21 protein-coding genes and 1 pseudogene are annotated in these 23,650 nt (G+C 63.7%); 9 read left to right on the top strand and 13 right to left on the bottom strand.

The genetic code is table 11. The features are described from left to right. Positions 1–6: 6 nt before the first annotated feature. Positions 7–480 (top strand): GNAT family acetyltransferase, encoded by a 474-nt coding sequence (locus tag OKW44_RS33570; RefSeq protein WP_018421571.1) that lies wholly within the window; start codon positions 7–9, stop codon positions 478–480. Positions 481–745: 265 nt separating this feature from the next. Continuing rightward, positions 746–1,039, top strand: a complete 294-nt coding sequence (locus OKW44_RS33565) for a GYD domain-containing protein (protein WP_018421572.1) — start codon at positions 746–748, stop codon at positions 1,037–1,039. A gap of 132 nt (positions 1,040–1,171) precedes the next feature. Here the strand turns inward: OKW44_RS33565 and OKW44_RS33560 are convergent, their stop codons facing one another. The 7 genes from OKW44_RS33560 to OKW44_RS33530 all read right to left on the bottom strand — a co-directional run bounded on the left by OKW44_RS33560 (position 1,172) and on the right by OKW44_RS33530 (position 8,242). After that, positions 1,172–1,876: an ABC transporter ATP-binding protein gene (locus OKW44_RS33560; protein ID WP_026225995.1), complete on the bottom strand. Its 705-nt coding sequence runs from the start codon at positions 1,874–1,876 to the stop codon at positions 1,172–1,174. 17 nt (positions 1,877–1,893) lie between these two features. Beyond that, entirely contained in the window at positions 1,894–2,685 is a 792-nt protein-coding gene (locus OKW44_RS33555) for an ABC transporter ATP-binding protein (protein ID WP_018421574.1), read from the bottom strand. 19 nt (positions 2,686–2,704) lie between these two features. Continuing rightward, positions 2,705–3,874, bottom strand: coding sequence for an ABC transporter permease subunit (locus OKW44_RS33550; protein WP_018421575.1), 1,170 nt, complete (start codon positions 3,872–3,874; stop codon positions 2,705–2,707). 26 nt (positions 3,875–3,900) lie between these two features. Further along, complete coding sequence (locus OKW44_RS33545; protein WP_018421576.1) at positions 3,901–4,851, bottom strand: branched-chain amino acid ABC transporter permease; 951 nt, start codon at positions 4,849–4,851, stop codon at positions 3,901–3,903. Between the two features lie 228 nt (positions 4,852–5,079). Continuing rightward, a complete protein-coding gene (locus OKW44_RS33540) occupies positions 5,080–6,282 on the bottom strand; it encodes a branched-chain amino acid ABC transporter substrate-binding protein (RefSeq protein WP_018421577.1) in 1,203 nt (400 codons plus the stop codon). A 542-nt stretch (positions 6,283–6,824) separates the two neighbouring features. Further along, entirely contained in the window at positions 6,825–7,784 is a 960-nt protein-coding gene (gene ispH, locus OKW44_RS33535; RefSeq protein WP_018421578.1) for a 4-hydroxy-3-methylbut-2-enyl diphosphate reductase, read from the bottom strand. Positions 7,785–7,786: 2 nt separating this feature from the next. Then, positions 7,787–8,242 carry an FKBP-type peptidyl-prolyl cis-trans isomerase gene (locus OKW44_RS33530; RefSeq protein WP_018421579.1) on the bottom strand — a complete coding sequence of 152 codons (456 nt, stop codon included), beginning with the start codon at positions 8,240–8,242 and terminating at the stop codon, positions 7,787–7,789. Between the two features lie 208 nt (positions 8,243–8,450). Between OKW44_RS33530 and radC the strand changes: the two genes are divergently transcribed. The 4 genes from radC (at position 8,451) to nadB (ending at position 11,808) form a co-directional block, all read left to right on the top strand. Next, positions 8,451–9,362: a RadC family protein gene (gene radC / locus OKW44_RS33525; protein ID WP_026225996.1), complete on the top strand. Its 912-nt coding sequence runs from the start codon at positions 8,451–8,453 to the stop codon at positions 9,360–9,362. Between the two features lie 210 nt (positions 9,363–9,572). Further along, a complete protein-coding gene (gene rpmB / locus OKW44_RS33520; RefSeq protein ID WP_007180631.1) occupies positions 9,573–9,806 on the top strand; it encodes a 50S ribosomal protein L28 in 234 nt (77 codons plus the stop codon). A gap of 10 nt (positions 9,807–9,816) precedes the next feature. Then, a complete protein-coding gene (rpmG, locus tag OKW44_RS33515; RefSeq protein ID WP_008919555.1) occupies positions 9,817–9,984 on the top strand; it encodes a 50S ribosomal protein L33 in 168 nt (55 codons plus the stop codon). Positions 9,985–10,209: 225 nt separating this feature from the next. Then, a complete protein-coding gene (gene nadB / locus OKW44_RS33510; RefSeq protein WP_018421582.1) occupies positions 10,210–11,808 on the top strand; it encodes an L-aspartate oxidase in 1,599 nt (532 codons plus the stop codon). A 124-nt stretch (positions 11,809–11,932) separates the two neighbouring features. On the opposite strand, the gene nadC is transcribed toward nadB, so the two are convergent. The 6 genes and pseudogenes from nadC to purN all read right to left on the bottom strand — a co-directional run bounded on the left by nadC (position 11,933) and on the right by purN (position 18,893). Next, entirely contained in the window at positions 11,933–12,856 is a 924-nt protein-coding gene (nadC, locus tag OKW44_RS33505) for a carboxylating nicotinate-nucleotide diphosphorylase (RefSeq protein WP_018421583.1), read from the bottom strand. After that, entirely contained in the window at positions 12,856–13,995 is a 1,140-nt protein-coding gene (nadA, locus tag OKW44_RS33500; RefSeq protein WP_018421584.1) for a quinolinate synthase NadA, read from the bottom strand. The genes nadC and nadA overlap by 1 nt, the downstream gene beginning before the upstream one ends. Positions 13,996–14,126: 131 nt before the next feature. Then, positions 14,127–15,323, bottom strand: a complete 1,197-nt coding sequence (locus OKW44_RS33495; RefSeq protein WP_026225997.1) for a DesA family fatty acid desaturase — start codon at positions 15,321–15,323, stop codon at positions 14,127–14,129. A 210-nt stretch (positions 15,324–15,533) separates the two neighbouring features. Then, a pseudogene (locus tag OKW44_RS33490) lies at positions 15,534–16,911 on the bottom strand (mechanosensitive ion channel family protein). A gap of 72 nt (positions 16,912–16,983) precedes the next feature. Next, complete coding sequence (locus tag OKW44_RS33485; protein ID WP_018421586.1) at positions 16,984–18,243, bottom strand: RsmB/NOP family class I SAM-dependent RNA methyltransferase; 1,260 nt, start codon at positions 18,241–18,243, stop codon at positions 16,984–16,986. Further along, positions 18,240–18,893: a phosphoribosylglycinamide formyltransferase gene (gene purN, locus OKW44_RS33480; RefSeq protein WP_018421587.1), complete on the bottom strand. Its 654-nt coding sequence runs from the start codon at positions 18,891–18,893 to the stop codon at positions 18,240–18,242. The genes OKW44_RS33485 and purN overlap by 4 nt, the downstream gene beginning before the upstream one ends. Before the next feature lie 138 nt (positions 18,894–19,031). Between purN and OKW44_RS33475 the strand changes: the two genes are divergently transcribed. The 3 genes from OKW44_RS33475 (at position 19,032) to lspA (ending at position 23,539) form a co-directional block, all read left to right on the top strand. After that, the gene (locus OKW44_RS33475; protein ID WP_035471153.1) at positions 19,032–20,027 is read left to right on the top strand and encodes a bifunctional riboflavin kinase/FAD synthetase; all 996 of its coding nucleotides are present in this window, start codon (positions 19,032–19,034) and stop codon (positions 20,025–20,027) included. Between the two features lie 168 nt (positions 20,028–20,195). After that, positions 20,196–23,033: an isoleucine--tRNA ligase gene (ileS, locus tag OKW44_RS33470; protein ID WP_026226001.1), complete on the top strand. Its 2,838-nt coding sequence runs from the start codon at positions 20,196–20,198 to the stop codon at positions 23,031–23,033. Further along, the gene (gene lspA, locus OKW44_RS33465; protein ID WP_018421590.1) at positions 23,033–23,539 is read left to right on the top strand and encodes a signal peptidase II; all 507 of its coding nucleotides are present in this window, start codon (positions 23,033–23,035) and stop codon (positions 23,537–23,539) included. The genes ileS and lspA overlap by 1 nt, the downstream gene beginning before the upstream one ends. Positions 23,540–23,650: the final 111 nt, after the last annotated feature.

Below are 23,650 nucleotides of genomic sequence, written 5' to 3'. Positions count from 1 at the left end.
GCACCGATGACGACGAACACGACGCTGTCGATCCGCCGCTTCGACGCGACCGATACCGAAGCCGTGATTGCGCTATGGCAGGACGTGTTTCCCGAGTATCGCGACGTGACGCGACCGCAGCGCAACCCGCGTCTGTCGATCGCCAACAAGCTCGCGACGCAACCGGAGCTGTTCTTCGTCGCGGTGCTCGATGGCCGTATCGTCGGCACCGTAATGGGCGGCTATGACGGACACCGCGGCTGGCTGTATTCGCTCGCGGTCGATGCATCGCTGCGACGTCATGGCATCGGCACGCGACTCGTCGCGCACGTCGAGAGCGAGTTGACCAAGCGTGGTTGTCCGAAGCTGAATCTGCAGGTGCTATCGTCGGCGACGCCTGAAGTGCGCGCGTTCTACGATGCGCTCGGCTATCGCGCCGATGCGGTGATCAGCCTCGGCAAGCGGCTCGGCGAATACGCGGACGCGGCCCCGGCGGGCTGATTCGCGTCGCACACCTGATCAAAGAAGGCCGCATGCGCTGATTCGCGTATGCGGCCTTTTTGAATGGTTCTCCAACTGAGCGGCGCACATATCGGCGGATTCGGACAAACAGCGTATGGCGGACAGACGGATTGCCTAAAATCGTTTACGCACGAGACGACGCCGGCGCTGGAAAGACCGGTTTGCGGCGAATCGCGACCCTTTCCCCCCGGGGGCGGCTCATGCGTCTGAGTCCCAACGCGTTGGAATCCTAAGGGGAATCTTCATGGCGACTTATGTGGTGCTCCTGCAATTTACGGATCAGGGTATCCGCACGATCAAGAACAGTGCAGAGCGAGCCGGGCAGGCGGCGGAAATGGCGAAATCTTTTGGCTGCGAAATGAAGCAGATCTACTGGACGTTAGGGGCATACGACGTTGTCTCGGTCGTCGAAGCGGCAGACGAGCAGAGCTTCCTCGCCTTCGGCTTCGCACTCGGCTCGGCCGGCAATGTCCGCTCGCAAACGCTGCGTGCGTTCACAAAAGACGAAATCAGTTCGGTTATCGGGCGACTCCCTTAATACACGTCCCAACCGGAAAAATAAAACGCGCCCCGCGACATTGCATCGCGGGGCGCGTTGCAAGCCGGACGTGTGCGCCACCGGCGCGCACTCCAACTCGTCACATGCTTATTCACCCACTCGCTCGCCCGCTCATTCGCCCAAATACGCGGCCCGAACCTTCGGATCGTCAAGCATCTGTTTCGCATCGCCCGACATCGTGATCAGACCGGAGTCCATCACGTAACCGCGATTCGCCGCCTGCAGCGCGAGCCGCGCGTTCTGCTCGACGAGCAGCACAGTCATGCCTTCAGAGGAAATCAGGCGCACCACTTCGAAGATCTTCTCGACCATGATCGGCGACAGACCCATCGACGGTTCGTCGAGCAGTAACAGTTTCGGACGGGAGATGATCGCGCGCGCCATCGCGAGCATCTGCTGCTCGCCGCCCGACAGCGTGCCCGCGTATTGCGATGCACGCTCCTTCAGACGCGGGAAAAAGCCGAACATGCGCTCGACGTCCGACTTGATGCCATCGTCATCGTTGCGCAGATACGCGCCCATTTGCATGTTCTCGACGATCGACATGCGCGCGAAGATGCCGCGCCCTTCCGGCACCATTGCGAGACCGCGCTTCAGAAGCTCGTGCGCCGGCAGTCCCTTGATCGACTGACCCATGTACTCGATGTCGCCGGCCGCATACGCCTTCAGGCCCGTGATCGCCTTCATCGTCGTGGTCTTGCCCGCACCGTTCGCGCCGATCAGCGTGACGAGTTCGCCCTGCCCGACCTCGAGGTCGACACCCTTGACCGCCTGGATGCCACCGTAGTTGACCTGCAGGCCCTTGATTTTCAACATTGCTTGTGTCGTGGACATCAGTGGACCCCCGCACCCAGATAAGCTTCGATCACCTTCGCATCCTTCTGCACATCCTGCGGCAGACCCTGAGCAATCACCTTGCCGTAGTCGAGCACCGTCATCTGGTTGCACAGGCCCATCACGAGCTTCACGTCGTGTTCGATCAGCAGAATCGTCTTGCCGTCCGCGCGGATCTTGTCGAGCAGCTTGGTCAGCTCGACCTTCTCGGTGGCGTTCATGCCGGCCGCCGGTTCGTCGAGCGCGAGCAGCTTCGGATCGGTCGCCAATGCACGGGCGATTTCCAGCCGACGCTGGTGGCCATACGACAGGTTGCGCGACGTGTAGTCCGCGTACTGCGTGATGCCGACGTAGTCGAGCAGTTCGAGCGCGCGTTCCTTGATCTCGCGCTCTTCCTGACGCTCGGCCGGGGTCTGGAACACCGCGCCGAGCAGACCGTGTTTGGTGCGCACGTGACGGCCGACCATCACGTTTTCCAGCGCGGTCATGCCGCCGAACAGACGGATGTTCTGGAACGTGCGCGCGATGCCCGCCTTCGCGACCTGATAGACCGCGGTCGGCGTGTAGTTCTCGCCATTGAGCTTGAACTCGCCCGAATCCGGCGTGTACAGACCCGTGATCACGTTGAAGAAGGTTGTCTTGCCGGCGCCGTTCGGGCCGATCAGACCGTAGATCTCGCCTGCGCGGATCTGCAGTCCGACCTCGGAAAGCGCTTGCAGGCCGCCGAAGCGCTTGTTGACGCCCTTCACCGACAGACGGATCGCTGCGTTGTTGCTTACGTTATCGCTCATGTCTTTTCTCCACCGGACCTTATGCGCGCACCGGCTTCTTGCCGCCACGCTTCGCCAGCTTCGCAATCCTGTCTTCGTGCTTCGGCGCGGGCCACAGGCCTTCCGAGCGATACAGCATGATCACGACCATCGCCAGACCGTACAGCAGCTGACGGATCACTTCGGTATCGACGATTTCATGGCCGAAGATCATGTTCTGCAGCGGACCCATCGTCGAGCGCAGGAACTCGGGGAACACGGCGAGCAGCACCGCGCCGAGGATCACGCCCGGAATGTGGCCCATGCCGCCGAGCACCACGCAGGCGAGCACCACGACCGATTCCCAGAAGGTGAACGATTCCGGCGACACGAAGCCCTGGAACGAGCCGAACATCGCGCCCGACAGGCCGCCGAACGACGCGCCCATCGCGAACGCAAGCAGCTTCACGTTACGGGTGTTGATGCCCATCGCCTTGGCGGCGATTTCGTCTTCGCGGATTGCGGCCCACGCGCGGCCGATACGCGAATGCTGCAGACGAGTACAGGTCCAGATCACGAACAGCGCGCACAGCACGAACAGGTAGTAGTACAGGTACACCGACGGAAACTGCATGCCGAACAGCGAGTGCGTCTGCGCAAGGCTGAAGCCGCCGACCTGCACCGGATCGATCCCGGTGATCCCCTTCGGGCCGTTGGTGATGTTCACCGGACGATCGAGGTTGTTCATGAAGATCCGCACGATTTCCCCGAAGCCGAGGGTCACGATCGCGAGGTAGTCGCCACGCAGACGCAGTGTCGGCGCACCGAGCAGAATCCCGAACATCGCGGCGAGCGCCATCGCGATCGGCGCGATGATCCAGATCGGCACGTGGATGCCGTTCGGCGCGAGATGCGCGATCCACTCGAATTGCGTCGCGAGGTGCGGTGAGCTCAGCAGCGCGGCCGTGTAGGCGCCGATCGCGTAGAACGCGATGTAGCCCAGGTCCAGCAGGCCGGCAAAGCCGACCACCACGTTCAGGCCCAACGCGAGCATCACGTACAGCATCGCGAAGTCGAGCACGCGGACCCAATAATTGCCGCCCGCGGCGCCGATGACCATCGGCGCCGCGATCACGAAGATCGCCGTGAGAATACCGATGGTCAGCGTCTTCGTGCGGTTCTTTTCGGGGATGAGCGTCGTGGACGGCTCGATCGGTTGAATTGAGGTCATGATTGTTGACTCCTTGTGGCCCGGGATCAGGCGCGATCCGCGACACGTTCGCCGAGCAGGCCCGACGGACGGAACACCAGCACGACGATCAGCACGATGAACGCGAACACGTCCTGGTAGTTACTGCCGAACACGCCGCCCGTGAGGTCGCCGATATAGCCGGCACCCAACTGCTCGATCAGGCCGAGGAGCACGCCGCCGACCATCGCGCCGCCGAGATTGCCGATACCGCCGAGCACCGCCGCGGTAAAGGCCTTCAGGCCAGGGATGAAGCCCATGTAGAAGTGCGCGTTGCCGTATTCGGACGCGATCATCACGCCGGCGAGCGCAGCCAGCGCCGAGCCGATCATGAAGGTCGCCGAAATCACGAAATTCGGGTTCACGCCCATCAGACTCGCGACGTTCGGGTTCTCGGCGATCGCGCGCATCGCACGGCCGAGCCTGGTCTTGTGCACGAGCAGCAGGAGGCCGCCCATCACGAGGAACGCCGCCACGATGATCACGATTTCAGTCATCGAGATCACGGCGCCGGGCGTCGTGTCGGTGGCCTTGATCACGTTGATCGGGTCGGTGGGCAACAGCTGCGGGAACGGCAGCGGATTGCGCGACCAGATCATCATCGCGAGCGTCTGCAGCAGGATCGATACCCCGATCGCGGTGATCAGCGGCGCGAGACGCGGCGCACGCCGCAACGGCCGGTAGGCCACGCGTTCGATTGTGTAGCCGACCACCGCGCAGACCGCCGCTGCGATGATCAACGCGATCACGAGCGTCAGCACATTGCCGAGGCCGGGGAAGTGGTTCTGCAGCACACCTATGGCGGAGAGCGCAACCATAGCGCCCACCATCAACACGTCGCCATGAGCGAAGTTGATGATGCCCAGAATGCCGTAAACCATCGTATAGCCCAGTGCGATGATGGCGTAGACACTGCCAAGCACCAGTCCATTCAGGATCTGCTGGATGAAGATATCCATTTAATGCTCCTTAGCCCGTGCGACTGGATTCGCGTTTTTCATCTGCCGGTGGGCGGTGATGCGCTACGAATCTCAACGGCACTGCGGGTACTGATGTAAAAGACCGGTAAGGGTTATCCGCTGCCGGCTTGCCCTGACGATCGTGATGCGGTCGCGAGCCCCCCTTGGGCGGATGCAAAAACGGCACCGTTGGATGGTGTCGGTGCCGTCAGGCCGAACTTCCCGTCATCACATCTTTACGACGTCGAGCACTGCTTTCTTGCCGTCCTTGAAGTCGTAAAGCGTAATGGCGCCCTCTTTCAAATCACCCTTGTCGTCGAACGCGATGTGGCCGATTACCCCGTTGTAATCGGTCGAAGGCATCGCAGCCAGCACCTTGGGCGCCTCGATAGAATTAGCGCGCTTCATTGCATCGACGATCACGTACACAGCGTCATACGTGAACGGCGCGTAAATCTGCACCGGCGTGTGGAAGCGGTCTTCGTACTTCTTTTCGAAGTCCGCTCCATTGGTCATTTTCGAAAGCGCGAGTCCTGCTTCCGAACAGACCAGGTTTTGCACGGCGGTACCCGCCAGCTCACCTACCTTGTCGGTACACACACCGTCGCCGCCAAGGATTTTTGCCCTGATACCGAGCGCCGCCGCCTGCTTCGTAAACGGCCCGCCCGTCGCGTCCATGCCGCCGAACATGATGGCGTCCGGCTGAACACTCTTGATCTTCGTGAGAATGGCCCGGAAATCCGTGGCCTTGTCGCTCGTCGCCTCCCGCGCGACGATCTTCGCGCCGCTCGCCTCGGCGGTCTTCGCGAACTCGTCCGCGAGACCTTTGCCGTAGGCGGTCGCATCGTCCACGACCGCGATGCGTTTGGCGCCCAGCGCCTTCGTCGCGTAATTGGCGAGCGCCGGACCCTGCTGCGCGTCGGTCGCGACCACCCGATAGGTCGTCTTGAACCCTTGCTGCGTATAGGCCGGATTCGTCGACGACGGCGAGATCTCGACGATGCTCGCGTCGCTATAGATCTTCGACGCCGGAATCGAGACCCCGGAGTTCAGGTGTCCGATCACCGCGACCACGTGATCGTCGACCAGCTTCTGCGCGACGGCGGTGCCGGCTTTCGGGTCCGCCGCATCGTCCTGCGCGTCGAGTTGCAGCTGGATCTTGCGACCGTCGATCGTCAAACCTTGCGCATTGATTTCTTCGACCGCGAGGCGCGCCCCATTTTCGTTGTCCTTGCCGAGGTGCGCGATGCCGCCCGTCAACGGAGCCGCGTGACCGATCTTCACGATAGTCGCTTCGCTCGCGGCGGCAACCGCCGCGGCCGAGGCCGCCGATGCGCCCGTTCCTGCTTCGCCATCCTGTTTCTTGCCGCACGCGGTCAGCATCGCAACCGTGGCCGCGATCGACACGGCGTAAGCAAATTTGACTCGCATCAAGTAAGGTCTCCTGCGCCTTGCAAAATCCACTGTCCAGGACCTCAAGGCCTTGAGAACGCGCGCATTGTAACTCCAATTATGCGGGTGGCAATATTGTTGAACCGGTGGGGTTTTCCTGCATTGCAACCTGATTTGGAGAGGAAATCCGTTAAAAGGCGCAACCTGGTTGCGATCCGTTTTCGTGCACCAGTTGCACCGGCGCCGAAGCCGCTGGCATCAAGTGTTGCGGGCGATCGCCGCGAATCCCGGATAGGCCGGGCTTTGCGTCGGGTATGGCCATTTAGCGCGCGCTCGGTAAATTGCACCACTTCAGTGCATGCTCAATCCGGTTTAAAGCTTTTGCGCGCTTAAAACGGGGACGTATCGGGCCAAAATCGATAAAAGCCCCGCTCACAATTCAAAATAATTTGTGCGCGAGACTACCGAAAGTCGACCGGTCTTTCGATGTGGCACTTAATTTAATCAAAGGTTCGTCGGGCACGGGCATAAAAAAAGCGCGCCCAGGGGCGCGCTTTCCTTTCAGCGGTGCTAACGGATTGTCAGGCTGGCAGACCGAGCCCGCGCGGCAGCGGGAACGCGATGTTTTCCTCGATGCCCTCGAGCGCGCGCACGTTGCGCACACCCAGTTCACGCAGACGCGCGATCACCGCCTGCGCCAGCACTTCCGGCGCCGACGCACCGGCGGTCACGCCAATGCGGCGCTTGCCCTCGACCCAAACCGGATCGATCTGATCGGGCGAATCGACCATATAGGCTGGCACGCCGAGCTTCTCGGCGAGCTCGCGCAAGCGGTTCGAATTCGAGCTGTTTGGACTGCCGACGACGATCACGACGTCGCACTGCGGAGCCATGAACTTCACTGCGTCCTGGCGATTCTGCGTGGCGTAGCAGATGTCCTGCTTCTTCGGCTCACGGATGGACGGGTACCTGGCCTTCAGTGCGCCGATGATTTCGGCGGCGTCGTCGACCGACAGCGTGGTTTGCGTGACGAAGGCGATCCGCTCCGGATCGGCGAGCTGCAACGCCTGCACATCCTCGATGTCCTCGACCAGATGCATGCCCTCGGCCGCCTGGCCCATCGTGCCTTCGACTTCCGGGTGGCCCTTGTGGCCGATCATCACGATGTCGAAGCCGTCCTGGCGCATCTTCGCGACTTCGATATGCACCTTGGTCACGAGCGGACAGGTGGCGTCGTACACCCGCAGCCCGCGCGACTCCGCCTCCGAGCGCACGGCCTTCGACACGCCATGCGCGCTGAAGATCACCGTGTTGCCCGCCGGCACTTCGTCCAGGTTCTCGATGAAGATCGCTCCCTTCTTGCGCAGGTCTTCGACCACATAGGCGTTATGGACGATTTCGTGACGCACGTAGATCGGCGAGCCATACAGCTTGATGGCCCGCTCGACGATCTCGATCGCCCGGTCGACGCCTGCGCAGAACCCGCGTGGCTGGGCTAACAGGATCTCCGCTTCGGCAAGAGTCGTATCCGTGATGCTCATGTTTACAGAATCCCGATGATTTTCACTTCAAACGCCAGCGCCTGGCCGGCAAGCGGGTGATTGAAATCGAACAGGGCCGACGTTTCGCCGACTTCCTTCAGTACGCCGGCATAGCGCCCGCCGCCCGGCGCGTTGAATTCTACCAGGTCACCCGGGGAAAAATCCTCGCCGATCATGCTGTTCTCCCGCAGCGTGGCGAGGGACACGCGCTGGATCAGATCCGGATTGCGCGGGCCGAACGCCTGCCCCGGCGCTAGCTGAAAGGTCGAATGGTGGCCCGCCTTCAAACCTAGCAAAATATCTTCCAGCGGCGGCGCCAGTTGATCGGCGCCGAGCAGCAGCGTGGCCGGCTTGTCGTTGAACGTGCTGATCACTTCGGCGCCATCGGCAAGGGAAAGCCGGTAATGCAGCGTGACGTGTGAACCGGGTTTCACCTCGGAAATATGGATGATGCTCATGCAATGCTCGCTCAGTCGAAGCGCGCTGCACGCGTGCGCCGCGGGGCAGTCGACGCGTGTGGCAAACCGTCGGCGTGCCGTGCGCAAAGCGTTTATTGTAAGCCACCTAGCGGGCGCCGGCTTGAGTCCGTCGCGCGCGAGGTCGGCACGGCCCGGCGGCGCGTTGCACCGCGTGCGCCGTCAACCTTACGCGGAGGACTCTATATATATGGCTGATTTCGCCAGCACAATCGACGAAACACCTGCGGCAACGCTGCGACCGAAGGCGCCGGCACGCGCCGGAGGCGGCGTGAAAGCCGCCGCGAATCGGTCGGCCGAGGCCCCGTCAAAAGCCGCCGACTCCACCGCCCGCTGCCGGCGGCAACTGTTTCGGGGTAAATGGCTCCGGCGCGACATGCCGCGCGAGCGACTGATCGAGCACGGCCCCGACGTGCTGTCGGACACCGAAATGATCGCGCTCGTGCTCGGCTCCGGCCTGCCCGGTCACGACGTGTTCAGTGTCGCGCGGGCGCTGTTGGATCGCTTCGGCTCCCTGCGCGCGATGCTCGACGCGACTTATGCGGACTTCGACGGCATTCGCGGCATCGGCCCCGCCAAAAAAGCGCAATTACTCGCGATCATGGAAATGGCGCGTCGCTCGCTCGTCGACAAGATGCGCAAGCGCCCGCTCATGAATTCGCCCGAAGCGGTCGAAAGTTATCTGCGCCTTCTGATCGGCGGACAGCCGCAGGAGGTGTTCGTGTCGCTGTTTCTCGACGCCCGGCATCGGCTGATCCGCTGCGAGGAAAGCGCGCGCGGCTCGCTCACGCGCATGGCCGTATATCCGCGCGAGATCGTGCGGCGGGCGCTCGCTGCGAACGCGGCCAGCCTGATCGTCGCGCATAATCATCCGTCCGGCGCCGTCGAGCCGAGTGCCAGCGACTGCCGCCTAACGCAGACGCTGCGCGACGCGCTCGCGCTCGTCGATGTGCAGTTGATCGATCATCTGGTGATCGGCGCGGATAGCGTATACTCGTTCGCCCGCGCCGGCTGGCCGGGGTTCGCGCGCAAGCCCGCCCGAGCGCGGGCAGCGGAAGGGCCGCCGTACGGCGCCGTGTCCCGCATCGCAAATAAGGTTTGATTTTGCGGCTTTTTTTCTGCTAGAATTCCGGTTTGCCTATTTCCAACCCCCTGTTCCGAAGCCATCGAGGCGTTCCGCAAAGGTCGGGCGGCTGTGGTAGCGAAGTGTCTCGATGCAAATTCGGCGCAACTTCGCACACTTTCAGCGCGGCTCTTTTCGGGAAACTTTCACGGCGTTCGAACTCAGAATTAGCGTATTAGGAGTGCTCTCATGGCACGCGTATGCCAAGTAACTGGGAAAGCGCCGATGAGCGGCAACAACGTTTCCCACGCGAACAACAAGACCAAGCGCCGGTTCCTGCCGAACCTGCAAAACCGCCGTATCTGGGTGGAAAGCGAAAACCGTTGGGTGCGCCTGCGCGTTTCGAACGCCGGCCTGCGCCTGATCGACAAGAACGGTATCGACGCTGTGCTCGCAGACCTGCGCGCACGCGGTGAAGCCTAAGGAGTAAATCATGGCGAAAGGCGCACGCGACAAGATCAAGCTGGAATCGACCGCAGGCACGGGTCACTTCTACACGACCACGAAGAACAAACGCAACATGCCGGAAAAGATGTTGATCAAGAAATTTGATCCGGTCATCCGCAAGCACGTTGACTACAAGGAAACCAAGATCAAGTAATCTTGGCTCTCCAGCCTGACGAAGGCAAAAACATGAAAAGCCTCGCATCCTGCGAGGCTTTTTTGTTTTTGCGCGGACCTCGCGATAGCTCCGCAATGCGCACGCGAATCGCCCTATTCCGTTTGGCCAGCTTTCGCCAGGGCGTTGCGGCGCGTATCCTTTGTCGTTTTCGCGGCGTGCGGTTCGCGCGCCGTCATCGCAAAACGAAAGACGGAGATGTGGGCAATGGAATTCGATGTGGCGATTGTCGGTAGCGGTCTGGCTGGTTTGAGCGTCGCGCTCAATCTCGCGCAGACACGGCGCGTTGCTGTGATCGCCAAGCGATCGCTGACCGAAGGCGCGAGCGACTGGGCGCAAGGTGGCATCGCCGCGGTGCTCGATTCGGCGGACAGCGTCGAGAATCACGTGCGCGATACGCTGGCCGCAGGCGGCGGCCTGTGCGACGAGGCGGCGACACGCTTTATCGTCGAGCATGGGCGCGCCGCGATCGAATGGCTGATCGGACAGGGCGTGCCGTTCACGAAAGACGAGGCCGCCGAACTGGGCTTTCATTTGACGCGCGAAGGCGGCCATAGCCATCGCCGGATCATTCACGCGGCCGACGCGACCGGCCATGCGGTCGTCGCCACGCTCAGCGAGCAGGTGCGCCAGCATCCGAACATCACGCTGTTCGAAAACCATCACGCAATCGACCTGATCACGTCCGAACGCCTCGGCCTGCCCGGCCGCCGCTGCCATGGCCTGTATGCGCTGGATCTGCAAAGCGGCCGCGCCGTTACGATCGAAGCGCCGCATACGGTGCTCGCGACCGGCGGCGCCGGCAAGGTCTACCTGTACACGACTAACCCCGACACCGCGACCGGCGATGGCATCGCGATGGCATGGCGCGCCGGCTGCCGCGTGTCGAACATGGAATTCATCCAGTTCCACCCGACGTGCCTGTTTCACCCGTACGCGAAGTCGTTCCTGATTTCGGAAGCAGTGCGCGGCGAAGGCGGCATTCTGAAACTGCCGGATGGCACGCGCTTCATGCCCAATCACGACGAGCGCGCGGAGCTTGCGCCACGCGACATCGTCGCGCGGGCGATCGACTTCGAGATCAAGAAACGCGGCATCGATTGCGTGTACCTCGACATCAGCCACCAGCCGGCCGCGTTCCTGCACGAGCATTTCCCGACGATCCTGGCACGCTGCCTCGAGTTCGGCATCGACATCACGAAAGAGCCTATTCCAGTGGTACCGGCCGCGCATTACACGTGCGGCGGCGTCGTCACCGATCTGGCGGGCCGCACCGATCTCGCCGGTCTCTACGCGGTCGGCGAAACGTCCTGCACCGGCCTGCACGGCGCGAACCGACTTGCCAGCAATTCGCTGCTCGAATGCCTCGTGATCGGCCGCTCCGCCGCCCAGGCGATCGAAGCGGAAGGCTTCGCCGCCGCCGTTCACGCGCCGCTGCCGGCTTGGGACGAAAGCCGCGTGTCCGATCCGGACGAGGAGGTCGTGGTCGCGCACAACTGGGACGAACTGCGCCGGCTGATGTGGAACTACGTCGGTATCGTGCGCACCGACAAGCGGCTCGAGCGCGCGAAGCATCGGCTTGCGCTGCTGCGCGACGAGATCCACGAGTACTACGCGAACTTCAAGGTGAGCCGCGATCTGCTGGAGCTGCGCAATCTGGTCGATGTGGCGTCGCTGATCGTGGACAGCGCGCGCTCGCGGCGCGAGAGCCGCGGCCTGCATTTCAGCCGCGACTGGCCGTCCACATTACCCAAGGCGCTACCGACGGTGCTCACGCCGAAGTATGTACGCAGGCGGAATACCTGACAGCCTTGGGCCGAAATACACGCTGAAACGACGCCGCAAACGACAAGGCCATTACCGGTAAGCTCCGGCAATGGCCTTGTTAAGTCGTCACGAGCGTCGACTGTCGCGCTAAAACGCGCCGCGCTCAAACGATCCGCATCGAGTAGTCGGTCGCGCGCACGTCTTTGGTCAGTGCGCCAATCGACACGCGGTCCACGCCCGTCTCCGCGATCGTGCGCACGGTCTCGAAATTCACGCCGCCGGACACTTCGAGCACCGCACGCCCGGCCGTGATGCGAACCGAGTCGCGCATCATGTCGAACGAGAAGTTGTCGAGCAGGATCGACTGCGCGCCATGCGCGAGCGCGGTTTCCAGTTGTTCGAGCGTTTCGACTTCGATCTGGATCGGCACGCCTGCATTCAACGCGAGCGCCGCGTCCATCGCCGCGCCCAAGCCACCGGCCGCGGCGATATGGTTTTCCTTGATCAGAATGCCGTCATACAGCGCGAGCCGCTGGTTCGCACCGCCGCCGATGCGCACCGCGTACTTCTGCGCGAGCCGCAAGCCCGGGAGCGTCTTGCGCGTATCGAGAACGCGCGCGCGCGTGTGAGCAATCGCGTCGACATAGCGGCGCGTCGCGCTCGCCACGCCCGACAGCAGCTGCAGGAAATTCATCGCGTTGCGCTCGGCAGTCAGCAGCGCGCGCACCGGCCCGCGAAGATCGCAGACCGTCGTGTCGGCGCTCATGCGGTCGCCCTCGCGATAACGCCATTGAACTACGATGCGAGGATCGACCGCGCGCATCACCGCGTTGAACCACGGCACGCCGCACAGTACCGCTTCCTCGCGCACGATGATGCGCGCGTCGCGAACGTCATCGGCAGGCACGAGGCGGCCGGTCTGATCGCCGGTGCCGATATCTTCGGCGAGTGCATCGGCGACATTGCGCGCGAGCGCCGCGTCGAACGCCACGCCATATTGCGTGTGAATCGCCGCGAAAAGCGGCGACACTGCGTCGGCCCCTTCGCGCGCCACTACCTGCTCAGGCGCCTTCTCCACCACCTTCATTACGCAGCCCCCACATTCGAATACAGTTGCGCGTCGCGCGCGAGATCGCCGCTCGCCTGCACGCGCTTCTTGTGACGCGCCGCGAAATCGAGCATGCGATCGATCGGCAGACGCGCACGCTCGCCGATCCCGCGATCGACGAAGATTTCGTTGTGGCCGCGCTCGAGCACATCGGCCAGATTGGCGAGTCCGTTCATCGCCATCCACGGGCAATGCGCGCAGCTCTTGCAGGTCGCGCTGTTGCCGGCCGTCGGCGCGGCAATCAGCGTTTTGCCGGGCGCGGCGAGTTGCATCTTGTGCAGGATGCCGAGGTCGGTCGCGACGATGAAATGTGTCGCATCGATCTTCTGCGCGGCGTCGATCAACTGCGTAGTCGAGCCGACCACGTCCGCCTGTGCGACCACGTTGGCCGGCGACTCCGGATGCACGAGCACCTTTGCGTGCGGATAGTCGGCGCGCAGCAGATCGAGCTCGATGCTCTTGAATTCGTCGTGCACGAGGCACGAGCCCTGCCACATCAACATGTCCGCGCCGGTCTTGCCCTGGATGTAGCTGCCGAGATGACGGTCCGGCGCCCAGATGATCTTCTCGCCGCGCGCATGCAGATCGGCGACGATCTCCAGCCCGATCGACGACGTCACCATCCAGTCCGCGCGCGCCTTCACGGCCGCGCTCGTGTTCGCGTACACGACCACCGTGCGATCCGGGTGCGTGTCGCAGAACGCCGAGAACTCGTCGACCGGACAGCCGAGGTCGAGCGAACAGGTCGCATCCAGATCCGGCATCAGAATGCGCTTGTCTGGACTGAGAATTTTTGCGGTCTCGCCCATGAAGCGCACGCCCGCGACCACCAACGTCTGCGCCTCGTGATCGCGCCCGAAGCGCGCCATTTCCAGCGAATCGGCCACGCAGCCGCCGGTTTCGTCGGCGAGCTCCTGCAATTCAGCGTCGACATAATAATGCGCGACCAGCACCGCTTTCTCGCGCTTGAGTAACTCGCGAATGCGCGCCTTCAGCGCCCGTTTCTCTTCGACCGACGGCGTCCCGGGCACCTTCGCCCACGCCTGCCCGATCCCGCAGGCCGTGCCCTGCGCCTGAGGTCGATCGTATTCGACGGTCTTGATCGCCTGCTGCTCCATCATGTCTCTGCCCTCACCTGGCCGCCGCGGCTTGCCGCTCGCGCTACACACACGCGATGCTTTTCCACGGCCCAAAAACGCAAAACCCCGCCAACGCGGGGTTTTGTGACGTTCTGAAATTTTAATGGATTTCAGGCATAGCGACGCAGTCGCATCGCGAAGTCTTGCAGCGCCTTGATACCGCTCTGCTCTGCGCGATGGCACCAGTCCTGCAATTGCACCAGCAATTGCTCGCGCGACGCGTTGGAGCGCTCCCACATCGCCGCCAGTTCGTTGCGCATGTCGATGTAGGTCTTCAGCTTCTGGCTGTTCGCGAAAATCTGCGGCAGCTGGAGCTTTTGCGGCTCGTTCAGGCCCGCCTCTTCCTTGTGGAACCAGCTACGCGCACCACGCATCACCTGATACTTTTCGCGCGCGCCGACTTCCTTCAGATGCGCGAGCTCCTGGCGGTATGCGCGCTTGATCGCCTTCGCGTAACGTGCCATCACTTCGTAGCGGTTCGCGAGCACGGCCTGCAACGTGTCCTGATCGAGCACGAGCTTGCCGGTGGTCAGGCGCGGCGTCGGCGCGACCTTCTTAACCTTGGCCAGACGAAACGCCTGCATGATGCGGATGTACATCCAGCCAATGTCGAACTCGTACCACTTGTTCGACAGCTTCGCCGACGTCGCGTACGTGTGGTGATTGTTATGCAGCTCCTCGCCGCCGATGATGATGCCCCACGGAAAAATGTTGGTGCTCGCATCCGACGAATTGAAGTTGCGATAGCCCCAGAAGTGCGCGAGGCCGTTGACCACGCCCGCGGCCCAGAAAGGGATCCACACCATCTGCACGGCCCAGATGGTCAGGCCAACGACGCCGAACAGCGCGACGTTGATCACCATCATGAGGCTCACGCCAAGAATCGGGTATTTCGTGTAGACGTTGCGCTCCATCCAGTCGTTCGGCGTACCGTGACTGAACTTGCGCATCGTTTCTTCGTTTTTCGCTTCGGTGCGATAGAGCTCGGCGCCTTCGAGCAGCACCTTCCAGATGCCGCGCGTCTGCGGGCTGTGCGGATCCTCTTCGGTCTCGCACTTCGCGTGGTGCTTGCGGTGAATTGCGGCCCACTGGCCAGTCAGCATGCCGGTGGTCATCCACAGCCAGAAGCGGAAAAAATGACTGGCGATCGGGTGCAGATCCAGCGCGCGATGCGCCTGGCAGCGATGCAGATAGACGGTCACACCGATAATCGTGATGTGCGTCGCGATCAGCGTGTACACGACGAGTTGCCACCACGAGAAATGCAGCAGCCCGTGGGCAAGGAAATCGAGCAAAGAATTCAACAAGGTAAGTTACCTGCAGAACGAGAGATACGAAGCACACGCGGCGCGTGTGTCATGAAAGTGAAAGCATACAGCGGGATAGGACGATATTCTACTTGAAGGGTTCCAAGTGTTTGTAACAAATAGGGATTTTTTGTGCGCCATCAAGTCGATAGCGATTGCCTGGGCACTGGCGCATGCCTCGCCGCGGCGCGAAACGGGGCTTAACGGGGCTTAACGGCCTTCGTTTGCGGCATAGTCCGCGGGCCTGAGCGACGGATCGGACGTGGTGTCGGAAACCGGATCGGTCATCGCCACCGGGTGCGGCGTTGCGCCGCTTGCCCGACCGACGATGTGCACCTCGCGTTGCGGGACCGCAATAGTGATGCCGTGCTCGGAAAAGAGACGCCAGATATTCCGGTCGACGGTCGAGAGCACGCCGCGCGTGCCGCTGGCCGCATCTTCGATCCAGAAACCCAACTCGAGATTGATGCCGTCCGGGCCAAAGCCGACCAGAAATGGCGTCGGCGACGGTTCGCGCAGCACCCGCGGCACGTCGGCGGCGGCCGGGGCGAGCAGCGTCATCGCCGACTCGACGCCGGATGTGTAGGCGATCTGCACGGCCGCCCTCGCATAGCCGCGGGTCAGATACGACGACTGGTTCTACACGACGTCGGTGATCAGCTTTTCGTTCGGAATCAGCGTCTCGATGCGGTCGAGTCCGCGCACCACGGTATAGCGTGTGCGGATCTGCGTAACGCGGCCCTGCAGGCCGCTCACGTTGATCGTGTCGCCGATCCGCAACGAGCGGTCCAGAAGGATGATGAAGCCCGATACATAGTTGTCGCGATCTTCTGCATGCCGAAGCCGAGCCCGACGCCGAGCGCGCCGCCGAACACCGTGATGTCGATGCCGACGATCGACAGGCTGATCAGGATCGCCGCCAGCACGAAGGCCGCTCGGCCGACGCGCGCGACCACGACCTTCAGATTCGCGTCGAGCGTCTTCGAGCGCATCAGGCGATCTTCGAACGACGAGCCGAGCCACATCGCGACGATCATCGTGACGCCGACCCACAACAGTCCCGTGATCAGCGACAGCAGCGTCATATGCGCATTACCTACGCGGAAGCTCACGCTGTCCATCCACGCGCCCACGGCGTTCTGAATGCCCAACAGCGTGAGTACCATGCCGATCCACACGACTACCGACACGATCTTCTCGACGAGAAACAGCCACGGATGCTCGCCACCTTCGCGGTTGAACACTCGCCGCACGAAGAAGAACACGATGTAGATCAGCCCGATGCGGCGAGCGGCACCAGCGCCAGATCGAGCAGCGCGGTGTCCATGAACTGGCCGGCGATCGCCCGCGCGAGCCACACCAGTGCCGCGCCGATCAGCGGAAAAGCCGCCCGGTCGAGGCTTTCCATGCCGAAACGCAGGCTCTCGTAGCGCGGCGACTGCGGCCGCTTGATGCGGCGGCACAGCGTCCGCGCGAGCAGCCACGCGACGAGCAGCGTCGCAAGCAGGATCGCGACCTGCCACAGCATCACCGGCTGACCGAAGTCGCGCGCGATGTCGCTGAACGTGTGGGGTAAGGTCGTATCCATGGATGTCGCCAAAATGGCAGGCACGCGCGGATTCATCCGCCATTCCGCGCGTGCCTGCCTGCAGCCGGTTGCCTAGCTCTGGCGCTCGAGCACGGCGGCGAAAAAGCCGTCGGTCGCGTGGCGGTGCGGCCACAGCGACAGGTAGTCGCCCATCTCCAGTTCGATGCGCTGCTCGGCGAGCACGTCGCGCACGGGCACCAGCGCGAAATCAGGGTGAGCGGCGAGGAACTGCTGCACGACCACCTCGTTTTCCGCTTCGAGAATCGAGCACGTAGCATAGACGAGCCGCCCTCCCTTCTTCACGAGACGCGCCGCGCTCGTGAGAATCGACGTCTGCTTCGGCGCCAGTTCGGCGATCGATTCCGGCGACTGGCGCCACTTCAGGTCCGGATTGCGGCGCAGCGTGCCGAGGCCGCTGCACGGTGCATCGACGAGGACGCGGTCGATCTTGCCAGCCAGACGCTTGATCTTCGCGTCGTGTTCGCTGTCGATCAGCACCGGGTTCACGTTCGACAGGCCGCTGCGCGCGAGACGCGGCTTCAGCTTCGCGAGACGCCGCTCGGAGATATCGAACGCATAGAGCCGGCCGGTCGAGCGCATTGCCGCGCCGAGCGCCAGCGTCTTGCCGCCCGCGCCCGCACAGAAATCGACGATCATCTCGCCGCGCCGAGGCGCGACCAGCGAGCACAGCAGCTGGCTGCCCTCGTCCTGCACTTCGAGCCAGCCCTGCTGGAATGCGTCGAGCTTGGTGAGCGCCGGCTTGCCGACCACGCGCACCCCGAGCGGTGCGAACGGCGTCGCGCCCGCCTCGATGCCCGCCTTCGACAGCGCACCCAGCACGTCGTCGCGGCTCGCCTTGATCGGGTTCGCGCGCAGATCGAGCGGCGCCGGGTAGTTCAGCGCGGCGGCCAGCTGCGCGAACTCGGCGGCCTCGAAGCGCGAGCTGAGCGCCTGGCTGATCCAGTCGGGCAGGTTCAGGCGAATCCGCAGCGGCAAGCTTTCCGGGTCGATCTTCGACACATGTTCGAGCCACGTTGCCTCGGCCTCGGTGACGAACGGCTTGAGCGCCGAGCGTCCGGCAGTCTGCATCAGGCCCAGCAGCGCCATGCGGCGCGCGGGGCTGCCAGTGCCGCTTTCGGCCAGATGCGCGAACTCCATCCGGCGGCGCAGCACGGCAAACACCGCCTCGGCGATCACGCCGCGCTCGGCGTGCCCGAGCTTGGGATGCGCGCGAAAGAAGCGGCTCGTGGTGGCGTCGGCGGGGCCGTTCAGCCGCAGCACTTCGGCCAGCAGCGTTTCAGTTTGTCCAATCAGGAAACCATGCAATCTCATGCGCCCTCTCCGGCGGTGTGACCGGCAAAGAGCCATTGCGGCTCCGACGGCGTAAGCGTGACGCGCGAGCCGTCCAGAGCGAGACGCCCTTCGACGAACCAGCGCACCGCGCGTGGATAAATGATGTGCTCGGTCGCGAGCACGCGTGTGGCGAGCGTCTGTGCGGTATCGCCCGCCTCGACAGGCACCGCCGACTGCAGGACGATCGGCCCGTGATCCAGCTTTGATGTGACAAAATGCACCGACGCGCCGTGGAACCGCACGCCGGCGTCGAGCGCCTGCTGGTGAGTCTTCAGGCCCGGAAAGCTCGGCAGCAGCGACGGATGCACGTTCAGCATGCGCCCGGCGTAATGGTCGACGAAGCGCTCGCTCAGCACCCGCATGAAGCCCGCGAGCACGACGAGGTCCGGCGCGATGGCGTCGATCTGCTCGGCGAGTGCCGCGTCGAAGCTGTCGCGATCCGGATACTGGCGGTGGTCGACCACCGCCGTGGCGATGCCATGCGACGCCGCGAACGCGAGCCCCGCTGCATCAGGACGGTTGGCAATCACGGCGGCGATCCGCGCCGGCCAGCCCTCGCTCGCGCAGGCGCGCACGATGGCTTCCATGTTGCTCCCCCGCCCGGAAATCAGGATGACGAGTTTTTTCATGCGCGGATTTTATCATTCGGCAATCGCTCGACCGCGACCGCGCAGCCGTCTATTGCGCCAAGCGTTTATAATCGATTGTTTTGCGGCAACCCGCCCGCGCCCCTATTGCAATCGCAGCAACGCCTGCAACCCGCTATCGTGAGAGTCTTCCGCGGTCTTCCCAATGCCGAGAGCCGTGCGCCGTGCGCGCTGACCATCGGCAACTTCGACGGTGTCCACCGCGGCCACCAGGCTCTGCTCGCGCACGTACGAGCGGCCGCAAACGCGCGTGGCCTGCCCGTCTGCGTGATGACCTTCGAGCCACACCCGCGCGAGTTCTTCAACCCGGCCGGTGCGCCGCCGCGCATCGCGATGCTGCGCGACAAGCTGGAGGCGCTGCGCACCAACGGGGTCGACCGGGTCGTCGTCGAGCACTTCAATCACACGTTCGCGAGCCAGTCGCCAGATGCGTTCGTCGAGCGGATCATCGTCAACGGCCTGCACGCGCGCTGGATCATGATCGGCGACGACTTCCGCTACGGCGCGAAGCGCGCCGGCGATTTCGCGTCGCTGCAGACGGCCGGCAAGCAGTACGGCTTCGAAGTCGAACAGATGGCGACGGTCGCCGATCCGTCGGGCGCGCGCATCTCGAGCTCGGGCGTGCGCGCGGCGCTGGTCGCGGGCGACCTCGACTCGGCGCGCGCAGCGCTCGGTCGCGACTATCTGATCAGCGGCCACGTCACCCATGGCATGAAGCTCGGCCGCGATCTCGGCTTTCCGACGCTCAATCTGCCGATCGCGCACAAGCGTCCGGCACTGGCCGGCATCTTCGTCGTACAGGTGCACGGCATCGCCGAGCAACCGCTGCCGGGCGTCGCGAGCCTCGGCCTGCGCCCCACCGTCGACGATTCCGGCCGTGTGCTGCTCGAAGTGCACCTGCTCGATTGGCACGGCGACGCGTATGGCAAACTCGTGCGCGTCGAATTTCTGAAGAAGCTGCGCGACGAGGAGAAGTTCGTCGACCTCGAAACGCTGACCGCCGCGATCGCGCGGGACGTCGCCAATGCGCGCGCATGGTTCGCTGCGGTCGGCGCCGGCACGCCGGGCAGCCGTTCCACCGGTTTCGCCACCGCGGCCACCGACCGAATTAGATAACCGCCGCGGTTCGGGCCGGCGCGGCGCGCCGCACGAACCGTCGCCGCGCGCATGGAAGGGCGTCCGGGCTTCACGCGGAGCCGCCTGCCGGGCGCGCCCCACGCTCCTCGCGCAGCGCGCAATCCGCGCGCTGCTACGCATAGAAACGAATTCACCGCCACCCACATCATGAGCAACAAGAAAGCCGATTCGAAACCGCAGTCCCGCTACCCGGTCAACCTGCTCGACACGCCGTTCCCTATGCGCGGCGACCTGCCCAAGCGCGAGCCGCAATGGGTCAAGGACTGGCAGGAACGCAGGGTGTACGACAAGATCCGCGCCGCCTCCAGGGGCCGCACGAAGTTCATCCTGCACGATGGCCCGCCGTATGCAAACGGCGACATTCACCTCGGTCACGCGGTGAACAAGATCCTGAAGGACATGATCGTCAAGGCGCGCAATCTGGCAGGCTTCGACGCGGTCTACGTGCCGGGCTGGGACTGTCACGGCATGCCGATCGAAATCCAGATCGAAAAGCAATTCGGCAAGTCGCTGCCGGCGGCCGAAGTGATGCAGAAGGCGCGCGCCTACGCGACCGAGCAGATCGAGAAGCAGAAGGCCGGCTTCCGCCGTCTGGGCGTGCTCGGCGACTGGGACAATCCGTACAAGACGATGAACTTCGCGAATGAAGCCGGCGAAATCCGCGCGCTCGCGAAAATCATGGAAAAAGGCTACGTATTCCGCGGCCTGAAGCCGGTCAACTGGTGTTTCGACTGCGGCTCGGCGCTCGCCGAAGCGGAAGTCGAGTACAAGGACAAGACCGACCCGACCATCGACGTGCTGTTCGGCTTCGCCGAACCGGAGAAGACCGCGCAGGCGTTCGGCCTCGCCGCGCTGCCGCGCAACGACGGCGGCATCGTGATCTGGACCACCACGCCGTGGACCATCCCCGCCAACCAGGCGCTGAACCTTCATCCGGAAATCGTCTACGCGCTCGTCGACACGCCGCGCGGCCTGCTGATCCTCGCCGAGGAACGCGTCGAGGCGTGCCTGAAGCTGTACGGTCTCGAAGGCACGGTCGTCGCGACGACGCCGGGCGAAAAGCTCGTGAACCTGCGCTTCAACCACCCGCTCGCGTCCGCGCATCCGGGCTACAAGCGCACCGCGCCGGTCTACCTCGGCGACTACGTGACGACCGAAACCGGCACCGGCATCGTGCACTCGTCGCCGGCGTACGGCGTGGAAGACTTCGTGTCGTGCAAGGCGCACGGCATGGCTGACTCGGACATCATCAACCCGGTGATGGGCGACGGCCGCTACATCGAGTCGCTCGCGCTGTTCGGCGGCCTGTCGATCTGGGCGGCCAATCCGCAGATCGTCGAGGCGCTGCAAGGCGCCCGCTCGCTGCTGCGCACCGAAAAGTACACGCACAGCTACATGCACTGCTGGCGCCACAAGACGCCGATCATCTACCGCGCCACTTCGCAGTGGTTCGCCGGCATGGACGTGAAACCGAACGACGGCGACAAGACGCTGCGCGAGACCGCACTCGAAGGCATCGAGAACACGGCGTTCTATCCGTCGTGGGGCAAGCAGCGCCTCTTCAGCATGATCGCGAACCGCCCGGACTGGACGCTGTCGCGGCAGCGCCAGTGGGGCGTGCCGATGGCGTTCTTCGTGCACAAGGAAACTGGCGAGCTGCATCCGCGCACGCTGGAGTTGCTCGAACAGGTCGCGCAGCGCGTCGAGAAGGAAGGCATCGAGGCATGGCAGACGCTCGATCCGCGAGAGCTGATCGGCGAGGACGCCAACCTGTACGAAAAGAACCGCGACACGCTCGACGTGTGGTTCGATTCAGGCACCACGCACTGGCACGTGCTGCGCGGCTCGCACAAGGACGAGCTGCAGTTCCCGGCCGACCTGTACCTCGAAGGCTCGGACCAGCATCGCGGCTGGTTCCATTCGTCGCTGTTGACCGCGTCGATGCTCGACGGCCGGCCGCCCTACAACGCCCTGCTCACGCACGGCTTCACCGTCGACGGCGAAGGCCGCAAGATGAGCAAGTCGCTCGGCAACGGCATCGATCCGCATGAAGTCGCAAACCGCCTCGGCGCGGAAATCATCCGCCTGTGGATCGCGTCGACCGACTACTCGGGTGAGCTCGCGATCTCCGAGGAAATCCTGAAGCGCGTCACGGAAGGCTATCGCCGTATCCGCAACACGCTGCGTTTCCTGCTCGCGAACCTGTCGGACTTCGACTTCGCGCAGCACGCGCGCCCGGTCGAAGACTGGCTCGAGATCGACCGTTACGCGGTGGCGCTGTCGGCGAATCTGCAGAACGACATCCTCGCGCACTACGAGAGGTACGAGTTCCACCCGGTCGTCGCCAAGTTGCAGACGTTCTGCTCGGAAGACCTGGGCGGCTTCTACCTCGACGTGCTGAAGGACCGCCTCTACACGAGCGCGGCGGATTCGGTCGCCCGCCGCTCGGCGCAGACCGCGCTCTACCACATCGCTCACGGGCTGCTGCGCGTGATGGCCCCGTTCCTGTCGTTCACCGCAGAAGAAGCGTGGAAGGTATTCCAGCCCAATGGCGAGACGATCTTCACCGAGACGTACCACTCGTACCCGGCCATGCCGGACGCGGGCGCGCTGCTCGACAAGTGGACGCTGCTGCGCGCGGTGCGCGGCGACGTGACCAAGGCGCTCGAAGAGGCGCGGGTCGCGAACCTGATCGGCTCGTCGCTGCAGGCGGAAGTCGAAATCCGCGCGAGCGGTGCGCGTTACGACGCACTCGCGAGCCTCGGCGACGACCTGAAGTTCGTGCTGATCACGTCGGCGGCCAACGTCGTCAAGGTCGACAGCGAAGCCGATGAAGGCGTCGAAGTAATCGCGTCGACGTACCTGAAGTGCGAGCGCTGCTGGAACTATCGCGCGGACGTCGGCGCGAACGCCGAGCATCCGTCGCTGTGCGGCCGCTGCTTCAGCAATCTGTTCGGCAGTGGCGAAACGAGGAGCGCGGCATAATGGCGAGAACCATGTCGAAGACGTCCACCGGAAGCAGTTCGCTCGCACCTTGGCTCGGCGTCGCGCTGATCGTCATTCTGTTCGACCAGCTGACGAAAATCGCCGTGCGCAAGGTGTTCGCCTACGGTGTGCCGCACGAGGTCACGCCGTTCTTCAACCTGATTCTCGTGTTCAACCGCGGCGCCGCGTTCAGCTTCCTCGCGATGGCGGGCGGCTGGCAGCGCTGGGCATTCACCGCGCTCGGCGTGGTCGCGGCGCTCGTGATCTGCTATCTGCTCAAGCGGCATAGCGGGCAGAAAATGTTCTGCACGGCGCTCGCGCTGATTCTCGGCGGCGCGCTCGGCAATGTGATCGACCGGCTCGCGTACGGCCACGTGATCGACTTCCTCGATTTCCACGTGGGCGGCTGGCACTGGCCGGCGTTCAATCTCGCCGACAGCGCGATCACGATCGGCGCGATCCTGCTCGTGATCGACGAGCTGCGGCGGGTACGCGGCACACGCTAACTTCGCCGAGGTGATGCACGGTCGCGGCTGCGCGAGCCGTGCCTCAGGTCCGGTTTGAAGCGCGCGGCGACGACGGGCAACGCCCTCGCGCCGCCGCGCGATCACGCTTTG

The sequence above is a fragment of the Paraburkholderia lebeckiae genome, from assembly GCF_050436325.1.
In the GTDB taxonomy this organism is placed as follows: Bacteria; Pseudomonadota; Gammaproteobacteria; order Burkholderiales; family Burkholderiaceae; genus Paraburkholderia; species Paraburkholderia tuberum.
The sequence above is the reverse complement of the archived record's forward strand: the minus strand, read 5'-3'. Positions and strand labels throughout refer to the sequence as shown.